Source organism: Pontibacter sp. YIM B11418, assembly GCF_059278805.1.
Window position 1 is genome coordinate 82,722 of record NZ_JCAEMH010000001.1, and the last position, 18,213, is coordinate 100,934.

16 protein-coding genes are annotated in these 18,213 nt (G+C 50.4%); 8 read left to right on the top strand and 8 right to left on the bottom strand.

Annotated elements, in window-relative coordinates; all coding sequences use genetic code 11:
• Positions 1-497: 497 nt before the first annotated feature.
• The 3 genes from AC4QZR_RS00270 (at position 498) to AC4QZR_RS00280 (ending at position 2,899) form a co-directional block, all read left to right on the top strand.
• Complete coding sequence (locus AC4QZR_RS00270; protein ID WP_494479140.1) at positions 498-1,037, top strand: hypothetical protein; 540 nt, start codon at positions 498-500, stop codon at positions 1,035-1,037.
• A 20-nt stretch (positions 1,038-1,057) separates the two neighbouring features.
• The gene (locus AC4QZR_RS00275; RefSeq protein ID WP_494479141.1) at positions 1,058-1,456 is read left to right on the top strand and encodes a DUF2721 domain-containing protein; all 399 of its coding nucleotides are present in this window, start codon (positions 1,058-1,060) and stop codon (positions 1,454-1,456) included.
• A gap of 228 nt (positions 1,457-1,684) precedes the next feature.
• A complete protein-coding gene (locus tag AC4QZR_RS00280; protein WP_494479142.1) occupies positions 1,685-2,899 on the top strand; it encodes an S-adenosylmethionine:tRNA ribosyltransferase-isomerase in 1,215 nt (404 codons plus the stop codon).
• Between the two features lie 278 nt (positions 2,900-3,177).
• Here AC4QZR_RS00280 and AC4QZR_RS00285 read toward each other — a convergent pair whose 3' ends face one another.
• The 3 genes from AC4QZR_RS00285 to AC4QZR_RS00295 form a co-directional block, all read right to left on the bottom strand.
• The gene (locus AC4QZR_RS00285) at positions 3,178-4,605 is read right to left on the bottom strand and encodes a M20/M25/M40 family metallo-hydrolase (protein ID WP_494479782.1); all 1,428 of its coding nucleotides are present in this window, start codon (positions 4,603-4,605) and stop codon (positions 3,178-3,180) included.
• Between the two features lie 105 nt (positions 4,606-4,710).
• A complete protein-coding gene (locus AC4QZR_RS00290; protein WP_494479143.1) occupies positions 4,711-5,706 on the bottom strand; it encodes a DUF1028 domain-containing protein in 996 nt (331 codons plus the stop codon).
• 52 nt (positions 5,707-5,758) lie between these two features.
• Complete coding sequence (locus AC4QZR_RS00295; protein WP_494479144.1) at positions 5,759-6,796, bottom strand: hypothetical protein; 1,038 nt, start codon at positions 6,794-6,796, stop codon at positions 5,759-5,761.
• A gap of 253 nt (positions 6,797-7,049) precedes the next feature.
• Here AC4QZR_RS00295 and AC4QZR_RS00300 point away from each other — a divergent pair, with 253 nt between their 5' ends.
• Positions 7,050-7,874, top strand: coding sequence for an NYN domain-containing protein (locus AC4QZR_RS00300; protein ID WP_494479145.1), 825 nt, complete (start codon positions 7,050-7,052; stop codon positions 7,872-7,874).
• A 95-nt stretch (positions 7,875-7,969) separates the two neighbouring features.
• Here AC4QZR_RS00300 and AC4QZR_RS00305 read toward each other — a convergent pair whose 3' ends face one another.
• Positions 7,970-8,569: a porin family protein gene (locus AC4QZR_RS00305; RefSeq protein ID WP_494479146.1), complete on the bottom strand. Its 600-nt coding sequence runs from the start codon at positions 8,567-8,569 to the stop codon at positions 7,970-7,972.
• A 129-nt stretch (positions 8,570-8,698) separates the two neighbouring features.
• On the opposite strand from AC4QZR_RS00305, the gene AC4QZR_RS00310 reads away from it, so the two are divergent.
• Complete coding sequence (locus AC4QZR_RS00310) at positions 8,699-9,295, top strand: GNAT family N-acetyltransferase (protein ID WP_494479147.1); 597 nt, start codon at positions 8,699-8,701, stop codon at positions 9,293-9,295.
• Here the strand turns inward: AC4QZR_RS00310 and AC4QZR_RS00315 are convergent.
• On the bottom strand, positions 9,261-10,364 hold the full coding sequence (locus tag AC4QZR_RS00315; RefSeq protein WP_494479148.1) for an AI-2E family transporter: 1,104 nt from the start codon (positions 10,362-10,364) through the stop codon (positions 9,261-9,263). The genes AC4QZR_RS00310 and AC4QZR_RS00315 overlap by 35 nt on opposite strands.
• Before the next feature lie 112 nt (positions 10,365-10,476).
• Between AC4QZR_RS00315 and AC4QZR_RS00320 the strand changes: the two genes are divergently transcribed.
• On the top strand, positions 10,477-11,793 hold the full coding sequence (locus tag AC4QZR_RS00320) for a M20/M25/M40 family metallo-hydrolase (RefSeq protein ID WP_494479149.1): 1,317 nt from the start codon (positions 10,477-10,479) through the stop codon (positions 11,791-11,793).
• A 495-nt stretch (positions 11,794-12,288) separates the two neighbouring features.
• Here AC4QZR_RS00320 and AC4QZR_RS00325 read toward each other — a convergent pair whose 3' ends face one another.
• The 3 genes from AC4QZR_RS00325 to porX are packed head-to-tail and all read right to left on the bottom strand — an operon-like array spanning position 12,289 to position 15,519.
• On the bottom strand, positions 12,289-13,515 hold the full coding sequence (locus AC4QZR_RS00325) for an alanine dehydrogenase (protein ID WP_494479150.1): 1,227 nt from the start codon (positions 13,513-13,515) through the stop codon (positions 12,289-12,291).
• Positions 13,516-13,517: 2 nt separating this feature from the next.
• Complete coding sequence (tsaE, locus tag AC4QZR_RS00330; RefSeq protein WP_494479151.1) at positions 13,518-13,964, bottom strand: tRNA (adenosine(37)-N6)-threonylcarbamoyltransferase complex ATPase subunit type 1 TsaE; 447 nt, start codon at positions 13,962-13,964, stop codon at positions 13,518-13,520.
• Positions 13,957-15,519, bottom strand: coding sequence for a T9SS response regulator signal transducer PorX (gene porX, locus AC4QZR_RS00335; RefSeq protein ID WP_253400518.1), 1,563 nt, complete (start codon positions 15,517-15,519; stop codon positions 13,957-13,959). Before porX ends, tsaE begins: the two co-directional genes overlap by 8 nt.
• A gap of 228 nt (positions 15,520-15,747) precedes the next feature.
• On the opposite strand from porX, the gene AC4QZR_RS00340 reads away from it, so the two are divergent.
• Both AC4QZR_RS00340 and lpxD read left to right on the top strand, forming a co-directional pair.
• Entirely contained in the window at positions 15,748-16,980 is a 1,233-nt protein-coding gene (locus tag AC4QZR_RS00340; protein WP_494479152.1) for an HD domain-containing protein, read from the top strand.
• Positions 16,981-17,119: 139 nt separating this feature from the next.
• On the top strand, positions 17,120-18,142 hold the full coding sequence (gene lpxD, locus AC4QZR_RS00345; RefSeq protein WP_253400520.1) for a UDP-3-O-(3-hydroxymyristoyl)glucosamine N-acyltransferase: 1,023 nt from the start codon (positions 17,120-17,122) through the stop codon (positions 18,140-18,142).
• The last annotated feature ends 71 nt before the right edge of the window (positions 18,143-18,213 follow it).

Sequence of the window (18,213 nt, forward strand, 5' to 3'; positions counted from 1 at the left end):
TTCATAAGCGGACAAAATAGGTTTAACTGTATAAAGTAACACATCACTTGGGGATAATCCCTAAGCATAAAATATCACTTTAGCTTTATGGCTTTTAAATGTAAAAGAACTTATTGAACTATATAAAAAATAAATTAAATATATTTTATTAAAAAAACTGTTCTACACCAAAATGTCGCATTCTCGTAAATGAAATGCCTGCAGAAGCCTCTATTGCTTATCAGACATGTGTTTATATTAAAGCCAGATATAATTTCGAACAATTGGCAAATCAAAACTATGCAAAATTTATTTAATAGAAAGGAATAAACATTCAAAAGGTAACTATACTTTTTCAAAGTTTGTAATGAAGTATATATATCTTCCGATATTTGAATACCTTCTACAAATGTCAATAGTTTACTACTTGTTATGAGGAGGCCTGATACGGCATGTTTTTAGCAAAACCTGCCACAATCCATTACCTTTGCACATCTCCCAATTAAGATAGATTCTATATGAGCGCCAAGAGCTTTGAGCTATTAATCCAGACTGCCTTTGCACCCGAAAATCCGCAGGTATTTGAGGGGCCTGCCACGGCTGTGTACCAGCAATTAGAGCAGGCTTTGCTGAATTCACGCACTCAGGGAGGAAAAGCGGCGGAGGAAGTGGGCTTTCGGTTTGAGCGCCTGCGCCTGGGTGTAGCGATTGCCCTTATTAAGGCCTATGCCCGCCTGGCCGACAATGAAGGGGCTAAAGATGTGCTCAGCTTGCTCCTGGAAGCTGTCAAGGCGAAAAACACCCGCGAGATAGACAAGATCATACAAAAGAAGATCGGGCTGTTCGACAATCTGTACCACGAAATATTTGTGAACGAAGAGCGGGAGCACCTGCTGGCCCTGTTTGAGCAAACCCTGGACACCGTTTCAAAAGAAGAACTGGACGATCTGATACTGGAAGGTCTGGAGGCGCTGCAGGACATCGACTTCGATGCACCACAACCTGACGAGGACGACAACGAGCCCCTCGACGAAGACTTCCTGAAAAGCATTCAGTAAACTCACATCTCTTTGGGTCCATGGAAATTACCTTAACTACTCCTGCCCTCCTGTTTCCGGCAATTTCGCTGTTATTGCTGGCTTATACCAACCGCTTTTTGGCGCTTGCCAACCTGATCCGCAGCTTGAAAACCCGGTATGCCACCACGCAGAGTCAACTGGTGTATGGGCAGATTGAGAACCTGCGCATTCGCCTGATCCTCATCCGCAACATGCAGGCGTTCGGTATTGCCAGTATGTTCGGCTGCGTGTTCTGCATGTTCATCCTCTTTGCGGGGTATAGCACTGCAGGCAAGTATACCTTCGGCCTCAGCCTTTTGCTACTGATGATCTCGCTGGCCCTGGCACTGCGTGAGATCCTGATATCGGTAAAGGCGCTGGAGCTTGAATTGAATGACCTGGAAGAGAATGCTACTTAGTCAGGTTTTCCCAAATCCTCTATACAAATTTACTAAAGCCGACCCACCTCTCATATTGTCTGTTTACCGTGATCCAAATTTATACCTACTGCAAAGAAGTTAGCTATACACCCAAAAGCAAAGCGATTTTTTTCCGGATTGAGTATCTTTGCCCTTCATCAGTTAAAAATTAAAAAATTTAAGAGACTTAAGTGGATATCCATTCATATACCTCTTAACACATTTCAGATGCATACCAACCCGAAAAATCTGGCTATAAAGGATTTTGTGTACGAGCTGCCAGATGAGCGCATTGCCAAGTTTCCGCTGCCGGAGCGTGACCAGTCCAAGCTCCTCTATTATAGGAATCACTCCATAGCCGACCATACCTTCCAGGATTTACCAGAGCTTTTGCCGGCCGGTAGTTTGCTAGTGTTCAACAATACCAAAGTGGTGCAAGCGCGGTTGATTTTTCATAAACCGACCGGAGGCGCAGTGGAAATTTTCTGTTTGGAGCCGGTGAAGCCGCACCGCGAAGTGCAACTGGCCATGCAGCAAACCCGGAGTTGCACGTGGAAATGTTTGGTTGGCAACAACAAACGCTGGAAAGAGGGTCCGCTGAAGATATTTTTTGAGGGAGGCGTGGTAACAGCCGAGCGCGAGGCGCAGCAGGACGGGCACTTTCTGATTCGGTTTACATGGACACCCGCCGAACTGACTTTCGCAGAAGTTTTAGAGCGCTGTGGCCGATTACCCTTGCCTCCATACCTGAACCGCGAACTTACCCCCGAGGATCGTACCCGCTACCAAACCATTTATGCCCGTAACGAAGGTGCGGTGGCTGCCCCTACCGCCGGGCTGCATTTTACCGACCAGGTAATGGAGCAGCTGCAAGCCAAAGGTATAGAGAGCACATACCTGACCCTGCATGTGGGCGCCGGCACTTTTAAACCGGTAAAAGCCGACACCATGGAGGCCCACGAAATGCACGCCGAGCAGTTGATGGTGTCGAAGCAGGTGGTAGAGCAGTTGCTGCAGCACCTGGGTCAGCCGCTTATACCTGTTGGTACCACTTCGATGCGCAGCCTGGAAAGCTTGTACTGGTTAGGTACCTTGCTTCTGCAGCAGCCTGATTTAAGACCAGAAGAACTGCACGTCACACAATGGCTCCCCTACGAAACTAGCGCGCCACCTGCCACTTCGGAAGCGCTGCAGACTTTGCTCAACTACATGGAGCGGCACCACACCGAGCATCTGCATGCCAGCACGCAGATCATCATCGCGCCGGGCTATACCTTTAAAGTATGCAACGGACTCGTCACCAACTTCCACCAACCTGAGAGCACACTGCTGCTGCTGGTGGCAGCGCTCATCGGCGAAGACTGGAAACAGGTATACCGCCACGCGTTGGACAATAATTACCGCTTCCTCAGCTACGGCGACAGCTCCCTCCTGCTGCCGTAAAAACCACCTTTAAATCCCCTACCTTAGTAGCTACAAAGCAAGGTATAGGTATAGCAATACGTTATCAGCAGATGCAGAACAGGTATAAGGTATAGCTCAGGTATAGAGAGGGAAAAAATCTAGCTTAGGTATAAGCTTGGGTATAGCACAGCGATTGGCGTAGACACTTGTGGGTCTAAAGACTCCGCGAAATCCTTGTAGCAACTTTCAAGTATTTCCAATAAAAAAGCCAGCTCTATTCAGGTATAGAACTGGCTTTCTTATTGAATTTATGTTGATTACTTACCGGCCTTGGCAGTACCTCCGTTCATTCCATACTCCGAAATAAGGTATACCAGTGCGGCCATACCTGCGGAGCCCAGCTGCATTTCACGACGACTTACGGTCTCGAAGGTATCAATCTCGGTGTGGTGGTAGTCGAAGTAACGCTGTGAGTCGGGGCGCAGACCGATCAGCACCACGTTGTTCTGTCCTTTTAGTGGGCCAATGTCAGCGCCGCCGCCGCCGCGGTTTAGTTCGTGCAGACCATAAGGTTCCAGCAATTCTTTCCAACCCATTATTTTAGCATACTGCTCGTCGTTGGCATCGAAACCAAAACCGCGTGGTGTAAAGCCGCCTGCATCAGACTCGATGGCCGCTACGTGCTTCTCGCCTTTCGCTTTGGCTTCTTCGGCATACTTGCGGCCGCCGCGCAAACCGTTTTCTTCGTTCATGAACATCACGGCGCGGACAGTACGCTTCGGTCGTATTCCTTGCTCTTTGAGCAGGCGCAGCACCTCAATGGATTGCACGCAGCCGGTACCATCGTCATGGGCGCCTTCGCCTATGTCCCAGGAGTCGAGGTGGCCGCCTACTACCACAATCTCTTCTGGTTTTTCAGAGCCTTTTATCTCACCGATCACATTATAAGAAAGCACATCCGGACGGGTTTCGCAGGTCATGCGCATGTAGAATTTCAGTTCCGGATCGTTTTTCAGCATGGCACTTAATTCATCTGCGCCCTTAGTACTGATGGCAGCGGCTGGTATTTTCTCCACATCGTCGGCGTAACGTGTGTTGCCAGTGTGGGCTACATCCTGGATGTCGTTGGCCATGGAGCGCACGAGTACAGCCACCGCACCGAGCTTAGCAGCTGCCACCGGACCTCCGCCACGCTGATCTACGGCACCGCTATAGGCGGCCATGGTATGCACATGCTTATTGTCGAATGGACGGTTGAAGAACACGATCTTGCCTTTCACTTTCTTCTTGCCCAGTTTCTCAAGCTCCTCGAAGTTTTGCACCTCAATTACCTGTGCACTCAGGCCCTGCGTGCCGGTACCCACCGAGCTGCCCAGCGCCAGAATATTCACTTCCTGGCTGCCATTGCGGCCACTCAGGATACGGCCAATTTCTTTGTCGCCACGTACCCAATGCGGCACCATCACTTCCTGCAGGTATACGCGGTCGAGTCCCATTTTCTCCATCACCTGGCGACTCCACTCTACAGCGGCGGCGGCTTGAGGCGAACCGCTCAGGCGGGCACCGATGTTTTTGGTGAGGTAGCGCAGGTTTTCGTAGCTCTCATAGCTGGTGAGGGCATCGTCGTAGAACTTGCGGATGACAGTGGAGTCGGACTTGTAAGTATTTTGCTGCGCCACGGCAGGTATAGCGGCCAGCATGGCAGCCCCCGCCACGAAGGCGCGTAGTTTGTGTTTAAGTAACATCATCAGGTGAATAATGCGTGAAAGGTTAGCGTAGATTTGTTTGGGGCTTTAATTTAGGAAATCATTTCGAAGTACAAACAACATCTGGCATAATTCCGGCTATACCTACTTCACCTGCAACACCTTCTGCAAATCCTGCGGATTGAGCATGAGTAAACCCACTTCGGGCAGGCGCTCGGTTAGTTCTTTCCAGTTCTTGTCTTTCTTGTATACTTCTTGCAGGATCTTGGTGGCCCCGTTGATGTCGCCGTTGTTGGCCAACGCGATCGCGTGCCAGTACTTCATCTCGAGGTTGTCCGGGTACATGGCCTGGGCTTTGCCATACTCTTCCATGGCCTTTTTCACCTGCCCTTTTTCCACTGCCAGGTCGCCGTTGTTCATGTGCTCGTAGGCGCGGTATACCTTGAGGAGCCGTGCCAGTTCGTCGAGCGGTTTTTCGTGGTCGTCTACCCGCAAATCAATGATTTTGTCATCCCATGGCTGCTCGGTAGCCTTGCCGCGCACTACCACCAGCACTGCCGACTGCTTGCCGCGGATGTCGCCTCCCTCCCGCTCGGCTGCCTGCATGGCCAGCAGCACCCGCTCGGCCAGCGGCTTGCCTGCGCTCGTTTCAAAAGCCTTCGCCATGGCCGGCCATACCTTGTTGGTGAGCATCATGTTGGCCTGTACCGAAAAGTTTGTGCCAATGGTGTGCCCTGCGTAGCGAATGCACTGTTTGCCGGTATGGGTCGCCACGCGGCCCTGCGCATCCATTATGGACACTTGCCGTACTTCGCGTCCTTCGTCATCTGCCAGCAGAATATCCAGCGCCTCCTGCGGCGACTTTCCTTCTTTCAACAAAGCAAGTCCACGCAAACCAAATGACTTGTTGGTGAAAGACTGCGTCGCCACTACACCCACGCCAGCCTCGACCCAGGGCACGGCGGTGCCCACCGAAAACCAGTGGCTTTGCACGCCAACGGCCATCTCGCCGGTCTTCGCGTCGCGGGCTACAATCGAATAGGTATGGGCCAGAGGTTCTTCACTTTTAAACACCTGCGCCTGTGCTGAAAAATGTATCACGGTGAGAAGGAGGGTTAGAATGGAAAATAGTTTTTTCATGGGGAGTACATGGTTTTGAAGGATTGAGTTTTAGCCGAGGCAGTTGTTACCTCTAAATCGTCCTAAGTATATCTTCTAATGACAGATGGTTTTCTTTAAAAAGCCTGTGCTTATACCGTACATTCAGTTTGTCTAGTACTCTTGTTATATTAAAACCGGTAGCGTAAAAATATACGCCCGATTTCGATGTCAGGTATAGCCATTTTTCATTGTCTAATTTATGATTTTTAAAATAATCATACCTTTGATACGCTGAATCTGCTTGTTGTAAATTAGTATCGGGTTGTTTCTGTGAAAACTTCTCGTAAAGTTTTTGTTCCACATACCTGGCCGTACCCTCCATTGTCTCATACATCTTTTCGGCAGCTTCAATATCTATGTCAAGCTTCTGCTTTGTTTCATTTCTGCGGTTTTCCCTTTCCTTGAAAAAAGCTCTGAGCAGCTTCCTGATCTCATCACGACTATCAGATTCTAAAGCCTGTAGTAATAGGGCGTTTTCTTTGTCTATTTGCTCTTTAAACCATACTTGGTCTTTGTAGAGGCCCTTTAGTGTACTCTTATCAAAACTGCCCAGGCTATCTGCGAAATACTGACGATAGCTTGCGTGCTGGAGCTGAAATCCATGAAAATACTCATGAACAACCATGCTCACCCATACCTCTGTTGAAGTTACGTCTGTTACAATTTTGCCTGTTTCCTCCAGACTACTGCAATGCATAAAGGGTGCATGATAATCATAGGCGCTGGAATCGCTAAACGTGAATCCCACGGCCATATGGAAGGGAGTGCTGTCGAGGCGAGTGGTAGTCTTGTATACCTTCAAATCAGTGCTTTGGAAAACTGGGGTTGGGTTATGAATGGTTAAAAACCTGCTGGTGGGATTGGCTATAAAAGAGGAGGAGTCGGTATAGTAGATCAGCGGAACGTCATAGCGCTTCTCATCAAAGTCAGGCCAAATTTCCTTTGCTATGGTTGGTTTGAGAGCATATACATACGATATCCTGTCGAACACTAATTGCTCCGGGCTAGCCAGTTTTTGTGTGCAGGAGAATGCGGTGACTGCCAGCAAAAGTAGAATTAGTCTGTGCATTGGTTTCTCTCTTCTAGTATGGTAACAATTGAGGCTCTATTATAGATGAACCCAGCGTGATCGGATTACCTCAGGCTAAACTAATCTACCCTGCCATGCTTTCTAAATTTAAAATCCTTAAATTACATCACAATATACTCAATCTCCTCTTATATAGGGAATTCCCTACCTTCTAACAACCCATCTTCATTTCAGAAGTATAACAGAACAAATTCAGCGCTTAAGGGCAACAAAACCCGGCGCAAATCATATTATGAGCAAACCCTTCAACGAGAAAAAACAACAGCGCATGGCCATGCTAATAGATGGCGACAACGCGCAACCGACCCTTATCGTCAAAATACTGGCCGAAGCAGGCAAATACGGACAAACCACCATCCGCCGCATTTACGGCGACTGGACCACCCCACAGATGAACGGCTGGAAAGAGTGCCTGAATAACCACGCCATACAGCCCATCCAGCAGTTTCGTTATACCGTAGGCAAAAACGCTACCGACAGCGCCATGATCATCGACGCGATGGACCTGCTGCACAGTCATCTGGTAGACGGCTTCTGCATCGTGTCATCCGACAGCGACTATACCCGACTGGCAACCCGCATCCGGGAGGCAGGTATTTTTGTGATGGGAATCGGGCAACGTAAAACACCTAAACCTTTTGTGAACGCCTGTAACATCTTTATCTACACAGAAAACCTGACCGACGACATAGGCGAGAAACAAATAGCAGCGGCAGACAAATCAACGTCTAACGGGCAAGAGAACCCGCGACCAAATCCGGTGCCGATGCTGAAAGAGGCTTTCACGATGGCTGTTGGCGAAGACGGCTGGGCACATCTTGGAGGTATAGGGACAAGCCTGCGCACCCTAGACCCTGCCTTCGACCCACGTACTTTCGGGTATAGCCAACTGATCCAACTGATCAAAGCGCACAAAGACCTGTTCACGATCCGCAAAGAAGACGACAAAGGCTCGTCGGCAGTGTACGTGAAGCGACGCAGCCCTGACAGAAAGCGCAATCCTGCCAAAGCAAAAGAGGCTGCCCCGGCCAAAGAAGAACGAAACGAGCGCAATTAAGCAATCAGCTATACCTAAGCACCCAAAAGCCTGAAAGAGTCAGTAGCAGCTCTTTCAGGCTTTCGGGTTCTTATACCTGTTGGTTGTTTAGGTTGCTAGATGCTAAAGCCCACGGTCAGCGAGAAATTCCGGAACTTGCCATCAGCAGCGTCATCGTTGAACACAGTGGTGAGTCCGTGGGCGTACATCAGGTCCAGTTCGATTAAGCGGAGAAGTTTGATACCTACTCCGCCGTGCAGCGCAAACTGGGCATTGCGCACATCGCGGCGGCGCACGTCCAGGTTATTGTCGCTCACTCCAATGTTGTAGGCAAAAGAGGGTCCCGCCATCATCCGAAAAGGGATGGAGCCGCCGTTGCGTTTTTGATAGTTACTTTCCCAACCCAACAGCACCGGCGCCCGGAAATAGCGGAAGCGCACTTCATCGCGCTCGCCGGAACGCGGCTGCACCGTGCGCTGAATGGTGAGCTTGTTGTTCACAAAATCGATGCCCGGCTGCACATAGAAGCGCTCACCGATACGGGCAAAAATCCCGAATTCTGTACCCACTCCGGCTGATTCATCCATCAAAGTCGGATCTTTGCTGATGTTGGAGATATTAAACCCAAGCTTGGCACCCAGATCAATATTGGTTTCCTGTGCGGAAGCGGTAAAAACGAAGCTGAAAAAAAGCAGCAATAGTAGTATGTATTTCATAGTCCTGTGTAAAATATATGCGTTCATAAAAAAGCGGCATCGCCACACCCTAAGCTATTTAACTGGTTATTTGGTCTGTATGTTTAACATACTTATTTTTAGAGCTTTACAATACCGCCCCGCCATACCATGAGATCTGTCCCAAATTCACAACCACTGATCGTATCCCCGGAGATCACCCTGCACGGAGCCCAGGTAAGCGACGCCCCGGCCCTCTACCAACTCATCGATAGCGGCCGGCTATACCTGCGGGAGTGGCTGCCCTTTATCGATTTCAGCCAATCCGCCGCTGACACCGAGCTATACCTGCGCAGTGTCACCACACCCGGTAACCTGCAGGATCAGGTATACACCATCCGGTTTCAGGACGAGGTGGCGGGCATTATTGGCTACAAAACCATCGACCGTGTGAACAGAAAGCTGGAGATCGGTTATTGGCTGGGCGAAGGATTCCAGAAAAAAGGTATCATGATCAGAAGCTGCAGCGCCCTAATTGCGCAGGCATTTGAGCAGATGCGCATGAACCGCATCCAGATAAAGGTGGGTGTGGGCAACAGCAAGAGTAACCGTATTCCGCAACGGTTGGGCTTTAGACTGGAAGGTATAGAGCGGGACGGCGAATGGCTGCAAGGCCGGTTCATCGACCTGGAGGTATACAGTTTACTGAAACGGGAATGGCTGGAGGAAGAAGCTACTCCTGGCTTCGGCGGAAACGACCGATCTTAAGCTTCGGTTTTGGTGCTGGCTTGGCAGGCGTCATACTTGTGCCGAGCAGCAGCGAGACCGGCCGCAGCTCCTCGTGTTTGTCGGCGATCAGTTTCAGAATGGCCACAAAAGGCACGAACAGGATCATGCCGGATGCTCCCCAGAGGATGCCACCTGCCACAATGGCCAGCAACGTAAAGAGCATATTTACCTGCAGCCTGTAGCTCACGGCCAGCGGAAAGATCAGGTTTGCCTCCAGGTACTGCACCACCGAGAACACGATGATCACCCCAACCGGGTACCACACCGAGTCATACGTGATCCAGGCTATCGCCATCGGCAGAATAGCTCCAATGGAAATGCCCACATAAGGTATAAATGTGAGGATGGAGGCGACGATACCAAAGAAGACTGCATGCGGTATACCTAGCAGCAGGAGCCCGACACTGTTGAGCAAGCCCACCACCGCATACACGATGATCATCCCTTTGATGAAGTTGTAATAGGTCGTGATGGTTTCCTGTAAAATGCTGCGGATCTTGCGGTGTTCTGCATGCGGGAACATAGAGTAAAGCGCTGCGGCCAGCTGCTCGCGGTTATAAAGGATAAGCGCCGCATAGAGTGGGATCAGCAGGAAAAGCACCACCGTGGTGACCGAAGCGTAGAGCACTCCCCGCACCACATTGAGCACAGTAGAGGTAGCGTCCTTTACGAGCCCTTCCAGCCAGTTGCTGCGCTGCACGTCATCCACGCCAAACTGCCGCTCCAGGTATAGTCCGAATTGATGCCAGGCCTGCAGCAGTTTTTCCTGCAGCATGGGCCACTCCTGCCCGAAACTGATCATTTGTCGCACCAGCAGCCAGGTCAGCGCACCCATGATCACAAGCAGGGTCAGCAGACAGAACAGGATCGCTCCCCAGCGGCTCCAGCCACGGTCTTCCAGCCACTTGACGATCGGGTAAAGGATAAAGCTGATCAGGAGGGAAAAGCTCAGCGGAACGAAAAGTGTGCGTCCAAAGTAGAGCAAAGCTGCCATCAACAAAATGTATTGCAGCAACTTTAGCCAGTTTACTTTGGAGCTCTTTTCCATATTTCGCTATATTGGGTTGCTGTTTCCGTACCATTGCACGCGGAGGTAGCGATTACCCCAACAATATTCCCAAAAAAACATCAATATCCTAATCGTATACACCGCTATACCCATGACACGCCAAAAGCTATTTGCTACTGCCTTTTCCCTTTTACTCAGTGCTTCCCTCTCAGCCCAGGATCTCTCTGTTATTAACCAGCAGGAGGCCACCCGTATGCTGCAGACCCTCAGCCACGACAACATGCAGGGCCGCGCTACCTTCTCGGCAGGTATAGAAAAAGCCGCTGATTTTATTGAAGAGGAATTTCATGCAATTGGGCTTGTACCGCTCAACGGCAACAGCTCCAGCCAGGTACCCTCCTACCGCCAGACTTTCTATGTGCACCGCCTTACACCCAGCCAAACAGCAGTAAAACTGGGCAAGAAGACAATTGCACCGGAGCATCTGTTTGTGAACACGGCACACGAAGCGTTCAGCTGGAAACATAAAAACAAGGTCAACATCATCACCATACCGGAAGGTGAGAACTTCAGAGCTGCTTTCGGAAAGGCAAATGCAGAAGAGCAGGATGCGATTGTGCTTGTTCACCCCAGCCATGCCGAAGCTTTTGCCAACTATAGAGGCTACTTTGCGAGAGGCGGCGTGAAAAAAGAGATAGGTACCGGTGCCAGCAAGGTATACGTGCTCACCGATCAGGCAGCGCCCAAGAAGTACGAAGTGAAGTTTACTAACAAAGTCGAAAAACTGTCGCTCTCTAATGTGGTAGGCATGATCGAGGGCAAGCGCAAAAACGAATTTGTGGTGTTCTCCGGTCACTACGACCACATCGGCTTTCATAAAACCATCGACGGTGACAGCATCGCTAATGGTGCCGACGATGATGCTTCCGGTACTACGGCCATGATGATGCTGGCCCGCTACTACAAAGAGCAGCCGCAACCCGAGCGTACCCTGATCTTCGCCGCTTTCACAGCCGAAGAGATCGGCGGACATGGCTCCCGCTACTTTTCCGAGCAACTCAATCCCGACCAGATCGTGGCCATGTTCAACATCGAAATGGTTGGAAAGCCATCTAAATTTGGTCCGAACAGTGCTTACCTGACTGGTTACGAAAAGTCTGACCTCGGCAGAATGATGCAAAAGCGTCTGGAAGGTACCACCTACAGTATCCACCCTGACCCATACCCTGAGCAAAACCTGTTCTACCGCTCCGACAATGCCACCCTGGCCCGCCTGGGCGTACCAGCGCATACCATTTCATCTGTGCAAATCGATCAGGACAAAACCTACCACACTGTGAAGGATGAGTTCGAACTGTTGGATATGGCACACTTTACCAGCATGATCCGCGCGATTGCGCTAGCTGCGCAGGGAGTTGTTTCCGGAGAGGATACACCGATGCGGGTTGATAAGGCGTTGGTGAAGTAATTACCTCCCCCTAACCCCCTCCTAAAAACAGGAGGGGGATTTTCTGCAGCTACGAATTCTCTAGGTATAGATTTTGTAGCTGTGGTTGCGTGTACGCGATTAACATCCCCCTGCCCCCTTCAAAGGGGGAGTTTCACCCCATCCCAGCCTTCCCCTAAAAACAGGGGAAGGAGTCTGCTACTGCCACTCACAGGTATAAGATTATCGCAAAATACCACTGGCAGGTATAGCAAGACTAACTTGCACTGAAACTACGAAGGTATAGCTTTAGCCCAGTGCACATTACGACGCTCCACTGTCTGAGCGGTCAGCGAGTTTGGAGCGTCTTGACTTTTTTGCCTTCTTTTTGTGTCAAGACAAAAAGAAGGTGCCCGCCGCACAGGCGAAGCTATAAAACAACTCAGTTTGCTATACCTGCAAAAGCCGCCGCTACAAAGCAAAACAGGTCCCGGCTATACCTAGCCGGGACCTGTTTTGTTTCTATAAGCTATACCTTTAATTCCTCACTGCAATCATTAACCCAAGCTCCTTGTACCGCATCCCAAATTTCTTCGCAATCTGCGAATTCGTCAGGCTGCCTTTGTAGATGTACACGCCGCTGCGGTAATGCTCGTTCATGAACAGCACCTCGTTGATGCCGCCGAACTTGGAGATTTCGGTAAAGATCGGTGTGAAGATATTGCTGAGCGCCGTCGAGGCAGTGCGGGGTACCCGCGAGGCGATGTTGGGTACGCAATAATGGATGATGTCGTATTTGCGGAAGATCGGGCGGCTATGCGAGGTCAGTTCAGAAGTTTCGAAACAGCCTCCCTGGTCAATGCAAACGTCGATGATGATGGATCCCGGGTTCATTTGGGCTACTACCGCCTCCTCTACCATACACGCCATACGTCCCTCTTCCGCTACCAGCGCACCAATCACGACATCCGCGTTTTTGAGCTCGTTGTGCAGGATAGTCTTGTCGAGCGTGGAGGTAAAAATTGGTTGACTGATGTTATGCTTCAGACGGCGCAGCTTGTAGATGTGGTTATCAAACACCTTCACTTCTGCACCTAGTCCCAGGGCAGCGCGAGCGGCATATTCGGCTACGGTACCAGCCCCCATGATCACCACTTTGGAGGGAGCTACCCCGGTTATACCTCCCAGGATTACACCCTTCCCGTCGTTGCTGCTGCTCAAATACTCGGCCGCAATCAGCATAGACGAACTGCCAGCAATCTCGCTCATAGCACGCACTACCGGCTTCGACTCCGACTTATCTCGGATCAGCTCAAAGGAAATAGCGTTTATTTTTTTGCGGAGAAGGGCGTTGATATAGTCAGAGGTCAGATTACCGAAATGCAGGGCAGAAATCAGTGTTTGCCCCGGACGCAGGTACTCGATTTCGTCGTAAGTGGGCGGTGCGATCTTCAGTATAATACCTGCATCGTATACCTCCCTAGTAGAATATACAATGCGGGCGCCGGCTTCAGAATAGTCGTTGTCGGAGTACTTAGACGGACCGCCGGCTCCGGTTTCAACCCATATCTCGTGTCCCTGGTCGGTTAGCTGTTTTACGGCGTCCGGAGTCAGGCCAATGCGGTTTTCCTGAAACGATGATTCCTTCGGCAGCCCGATAAACAGGCTTTTGTATCGTTCCTCCACAGCCAGCATCGACTCCTTTGGGTAAAGGGCCTGACTGGCCGCCAGCTTTCCTAATTCAACGGCGAATCTCTCCGTCATGCTCATACTTGGTTTATGGTCATGGTGCGCTCCTCGCCTTCAGCGGCGGGCTGCAGCTTTACCAGCAGGTAATGCTCCGGCAATAGGTTTGGGATCATGGATGGCCACTCGATCAGGCAGGTACGGCCGGAGTCAAAATACTCCAGCGCCCCGATGCCGAGCGCCTCACGTTCCTCATTAATCCTATAAAAGTCAAAATGGTAGATAAGGTTCCCATCAGTCGCTTCGTACTCGTTCACGAGTGCGAAGGTCGGGCTACTTACATTCTCCTGCACACCCATCTGGCGGCAGAGCTCTTTTATTAGTGTTGTCTTTCCGGCTCCCATCGGGCCTTCAAACAGAATAATGGGCTCTTCGCGGGACTCCTCCAAAAGCACAGAAGCCGCCGCCGGCAAATCAGCCAACGACGACATCTTGATACTTGCTTTCTCCACTCCTATTTTATGCATTCTTAGGCGTCAGCGTAATAAAAGGTATAATGCACTCTTCCAGCGACACCCCTCCGTGCTGGAAAGTGTCTTTGTAGTAGTTCACGTAATAGTTATAATTGTTCGGGTATGCGAAGAAGTAATCCTCGATCGCAAATACAAACGTAGTGGAAACGTTGGCCTTTGGCAAGAAAAATCGCTCCGGCTTGCGCACCGTGAACACATCTTTGTCGGTGTAGCCGAGGTTCTTACCATGCTTATACCTTAAGTTGGTGTTGGTCTGACGATCACCGATGATCTTGAAGGGACGCTTTACCCGGATGGTGCCGTGGTCGGTCGTGATGATCAGGCGGGCCTTGCGGTCGGCGATGAGTTTCAGCATCTCGAACAGAGGCGAGTGGATGAACCAGGAGCGCGTGATGGAGCGGTATGCCGACTCATCAGGCGCCAGTTCGCGCACCATGTTACTGTCCGTGCGGGCATGAGAGAGCATATCCACGAAGTTGTACACGATCACGTTCAGCTTGTTGTTATCGAGGTTGTTGAACTTGCTGTTCAGGTCCTTGCCGGCAGCGGGGTTCGTAATTTTATGGTAACTGTGTTTGTCCGTGATACGGTTCTGCTGCAGCTGAATATCCAGAAACTCAGGCTCGTTCAGGTTCTTGCCCTCTTCCTCGTCGTCGCTCACCCACAGGTTTGGGTACTTTTTCATGATCTCGGTCGGCATCATACCTGAGAAGATCGCATTACGGGCGTAGGCCGTGGTGGTAGGCAGAATGGAGTAGAACATCTCTTCTGTGTCTACCGTGAAGTATTCGGAAATAAGCGGCTCTAGTACCTTCCACTGGTCGTAGCGCAGGTTGTCGATCAGCACAAAATATACTGGCTTGTCGGATTCCTTCATCATCGGGAAAACCCGCTCCCGAAACAACTGGTGCGACATCATCGGCGCATCGTCCGACTCTTTGTTGATCCAGTCTTCGTAGTTGTCCATAATGAACTTGGCGAAGTTGGAGTTGGCCTCGTCCTTCTGCATGTTGATCACGTCGGCCATGCTTTTGTTCTCGGTCTCGTCGATCTCCAGCTCCCAGTATACCAGTTTTTTGTAGATATCAGCCCACTCACCCGGACTCAGGCGTTCACCGAAGGCCATACCTAGTTGGCGGAAGTCCCGCTGGTAACTCATGTTGGTTTTCTCAGACACCAGGCGCTTGTTCTCCAGCGTCTTTTTCACAGAAAGCAGGATCTGGCTTGGGTTGAGCGGCTTGATCAGGTAATCGGATATTTTGGAACCGATCGCCTCCTCCATGATGTGCTCCTCCTCACTCTTCGTGATCATGATCACAGGCATGGCCGGGCGGATGGTTTTGATCTCGTTGAGCGTTTCCAAACCGCTGATGCCGGGCATGTTTTCGTCGAGGAACACCACGTCGTAGGATTGCTCCTGCACTTTCTCGATGGCGTCGGTCCCGCTATTCACGGGGGTAATGTCGTAGCCTCTTTCTTCGAGGAAAAGAATGTGTGGCTTGAGTAGGTCGATTTCGTCATCGGCCCATAAAATCGTATATCTTTGCATAGTTTTATTTGTTGCGCGCTGTTACTAAATAGCTTGGTTTTAATCGGTTACAAAGCAGTAAGACCAAAAAGGGTATAATTTGTTTACTATACCTGTACCCGAAAGTTACCGATTGCCTGCATACAAACATAAGCGTATAGCTTACGGTTAAGACGTCAGGCTGATCCGGCTCCTGCTCGAGCAACCGATTAACGATTAGCAATTTAACAATTAAAAACCTCGGTTTTTGTGAATAAGAAAAAAATATTAAATGACCCTGTATACGGTTTCATCACGGTGCCGTCTGAATTACTGTTCGACATCATCGACCATCCCTATTTCCAGCGTCTGCGCAGGATCAAGCAATTGGGGCTGACCGAGATGGTATACCCGGGCGCCCTGCATACCCGTTTTCACCACGCGTTGGGGGCCATGCACCTCATGAACCTGGCCCTGAATACGCTGCGTGGTAAAAACAACGAAATATCCGACGCCGAGTTTGAGGCCTCGCTTATCGCCATACTTTTGCACGACGTGGGCCACGGGCCTTTTTCGCATGCGCTGGAAACGGCCATTTTCCAGGAAGTGCACCACGAGCACCTCTCGCTGCACATCATGCACTTGCTTAACGAAGAGTTTGGTGGCAGATTGAGCCTTGCCATCAAAATTTTCACAGATACCTATGAGCGTCGCTTCTTTCATCAGCTGGTTTCGAGCCAGCTCGACGTAGACCGCCTCGACTACCTGAACCGCGACAGTTTCTATACTGGTGTATACGAAGGAAAGATCGGTGCCGACCGCCTCATCAAAATGCTGGATGTGGCCAACGATAAACTGGTGGTGGAAGAAAAGGCCATTTACAGCATCGAGAACTTCCTGGTGAGCCGCCGCCTGATGTACTGGCAGGTATACCTGCACAAAACCGTGATTAGTGCCGAGCACATGGTGTTACGCACCGTGCAGCGTGCCCGCGAGCTCCTGCAGCAAGGTATAGATGTGCCGGCCAGTCCCTGCCTCAAGTACTTTTTGTCCTCCAACCTCACCATGGAAGACTTCCAAAAAGATGGCAGCATCCTGGAGCGCTTCGTCTCATTGGACGACCACGACGTTTGGAGCGGTATAAAAGAGTGGGCTGCCCACCCCGACCCGGTCATCTCCTATCTTTCCAAAAGCATCCTCAACCGCAAGCTGTTCAAGGTATACATCTCGAGCAAACCAATTGACGAAGAGATGATGCTGGGTATAAGCGAACTGGTGATGGAGCGCTTCCAGGTGCAACCGGAAAACGTGAAATACCTGATGATCTCGGGCCGCATCAGCAATAGTGCTTACATGTCCGAGGGGCAGTCGATTGATGTGCTGACCAAAACGGGTTATGTGGTGAACGTGGCCGATGCCTCAGACCTGCCCAACATACAGGCGCTGAGCAACAAAGTGGAGAAATACTTTGTCTGTTACCCGAAAGAAGTAGCGGCTTTGTAGAAACCGGCTATAGGATTTGCACGGGATTTGCTTATACTCTCCATAATCTACGGCAGAATATGCCGTGCAGCGTTAAGTTTTTGTTAATTTTGCGCCCCCAAAGCTTAGCACAATTTATTATTTGCTCTAATTTTACAAGATGGAATTCACTATTCAACAGATTGCGGACCTTTTGAAGGGAGAAGTTGAAGGAGACAATACGGTAAAGGTCAGCACATTAGCCAAAATTGAAGAGGCCCAAACTGGGGCGCTCGCTTTTTTGTCTAACCTAAAATATGAACCATTTCTTTATACTACCGGAGCAAGTGCGGTGATCGTATCGGATAAACTGGAGCTAAAAAAGCCTGTTTCCGCCTCGCTTATCCGTGTAGCGGACCCCTATTCCAGTTTCTCAACCCTATTGGCTTATTACCAGCAGGCCGTGCTAGCTGCTAAGGTTGGCGTGGAAGAGCCCTGCTTCATCGGAGCTGGCAGCGAAATAGGCGAAGGTCATTACCGTGGTGCCTTCTCTTACATCGGCAACAACTGCAAAATCGGCCAGAATGTACGCATCTACCCGCAGGTATACATCGGCGATAATGTTACCATTGGCGACAATACTACCATTTTCGCAGGCGTGAAGCTGTACGCCAACACCGTAGTGGGCGCTAACTGCACCCTGCATGCCGGTGTGGTGCTGGGCAGCGACGGCTTCGGTTTTGCTCCACAGCCCGACGGCACTTACAAAAATGTGCCGCAGATCGGCAATGTGGTGCTGGAGGACGATGTGAACATTGGTGCTAACACCACCATCGACTGCGCTACCATGGGCTCCACTATCATCCGCAAAGGCACTAAGATCGATAACCTCGTGCAGGTAGCCCATAACGTGGAGATTGGCCAACACACCGTAATCGCCTCCCAAACAGGCATATCCGGGTCCACTAAGATAGGAAACAACTGCGTGATTGCCGGTCAGGTAGGCATCGTGGGCCACATCAGCATCGCCGACAAAACCACCATTGGCGCGCAGTCAGGCGTCTCCAAATCCGTGAAAGAGTCGGGCACCGTTATCCAGGGCTCCCCTGCCTTCGACTACAAACAAAACCTCAAAGCCATCACCGTGTTCCGCAAATTGCCGGAATTACAGCGTGTTCTGGACGAGCTGAAAGAGAAGAATTAAGATTTCAGGCTGCTACTGCCCCAAGCCCTCAATTAAAATTGGCAGGCAGTGTATAAAATCTTAAGTTTGCA

Bases quoted from the DNA above. Each gene is read 5' to 3' on its own strand.
- AC4QZR_RS00275 (WP_494479141.1), top strand. From the start codon at position 1,058: ATGGAAATTACCTTAACTACTCCTGCCCTCCTGTTTCCGGCAATTTCG.
- AC4QZR_RS00310 (WP_494479147.1), top strand. From the start codon at position 8,699: ATGAGATCTGTCCCAAATTCACAACCACTGATCGTATCCCCGGAGATC.
- lpxD (WP_253400520.1), top strand. From the start codon at position 17,120: ATGGAATTCACTATTCAACAGATTGCGGACCTTTTGAAGGGAGAAGTT.
- AC4QZR_RS00280 (WP_494479142.1), top strand. From the start codon at position 1,685: ATGCATACCAACCCGAAAAATCTGGCTATAAAGGATTTTGTGTACGAG.
- AC4QZR_RS00290 (WP_494479143.1), bottom strand. From the start codon at position 5,706: ATGAAAAAACTATTTTCCATTCTAACCCTCCTTCTCACCGTGATACAT.
- AC4QZR_RS00305 (WP_494479146.1), bottom strand. From the start codon at position 8,569: ATGAAATACATACTACTATTGCTGCTTTTTTTCAGCTTCGTTTTTACC.
- tsaE (WP_494479151.1), bottom strand. From the start codon at position 13,964: ATGCATAAAATAGGAGTGGAGAAAGCAAGTATCAAGATGTCGTCGTTG.
- AC4QZR_RS00315 (WP_494479148.1), bottom strand. From the start codon at position 10,364: ATGGAAAAGAGCTCCAAAGTAAACTGGCTAAAGTTGCTGCAATACATT.
- AC4QZR_RS00300 (WP_494479145.1), top strand. From the start codon at position 7,050: ATGAGCAAACCCTTCAACGAGAAAAAACAACAGCGCATGGCCATGCTA.
- porX (WP_253400518.1), bottom strand. From the start codon at position 15,519: ATGCAAAGATATACGATTTTATGGGCCGATGACGAAATCGACCTACTC.
- AC4QZR_RS00325 (WP_494479150.1), bottom strand. From the start codon at position 13,515: ATGACGGAGAGATTCGCCGTTGAATTAGGAAAGCTGGCGGCCAGTCAG.
- AC4QZR_RS00320 (WP_494479149.1), top strand. From the start codon at position 10,477: ATGACACGCCAAAAGCTATTTGCTACTGCCTTTTCCCTTTTACTCAGT.
- AC4QZR_RS00295 (WP_494479144.1), bottom strand. From the start codon at position 6,796: ATGCACAGACTAATTCTACTTTTGCTGGCAGTCACCGCATTCTCCTGC.
- AC4QZR_RS00270 (WP_494479140.1), top strand. From the start codon at position 498: ATGAGCGCCAAGAGCTTTGAGCTATTAATCCAGACTGCCTTTGCACCC.
- AC4QZR_RS00285 (WP_494479782.1), bottom strand. From the start codon at position 4,605: ATGTTACTTAAACACAAACTACGCGCCTTCGTGGCGGGGGCTGCCATG.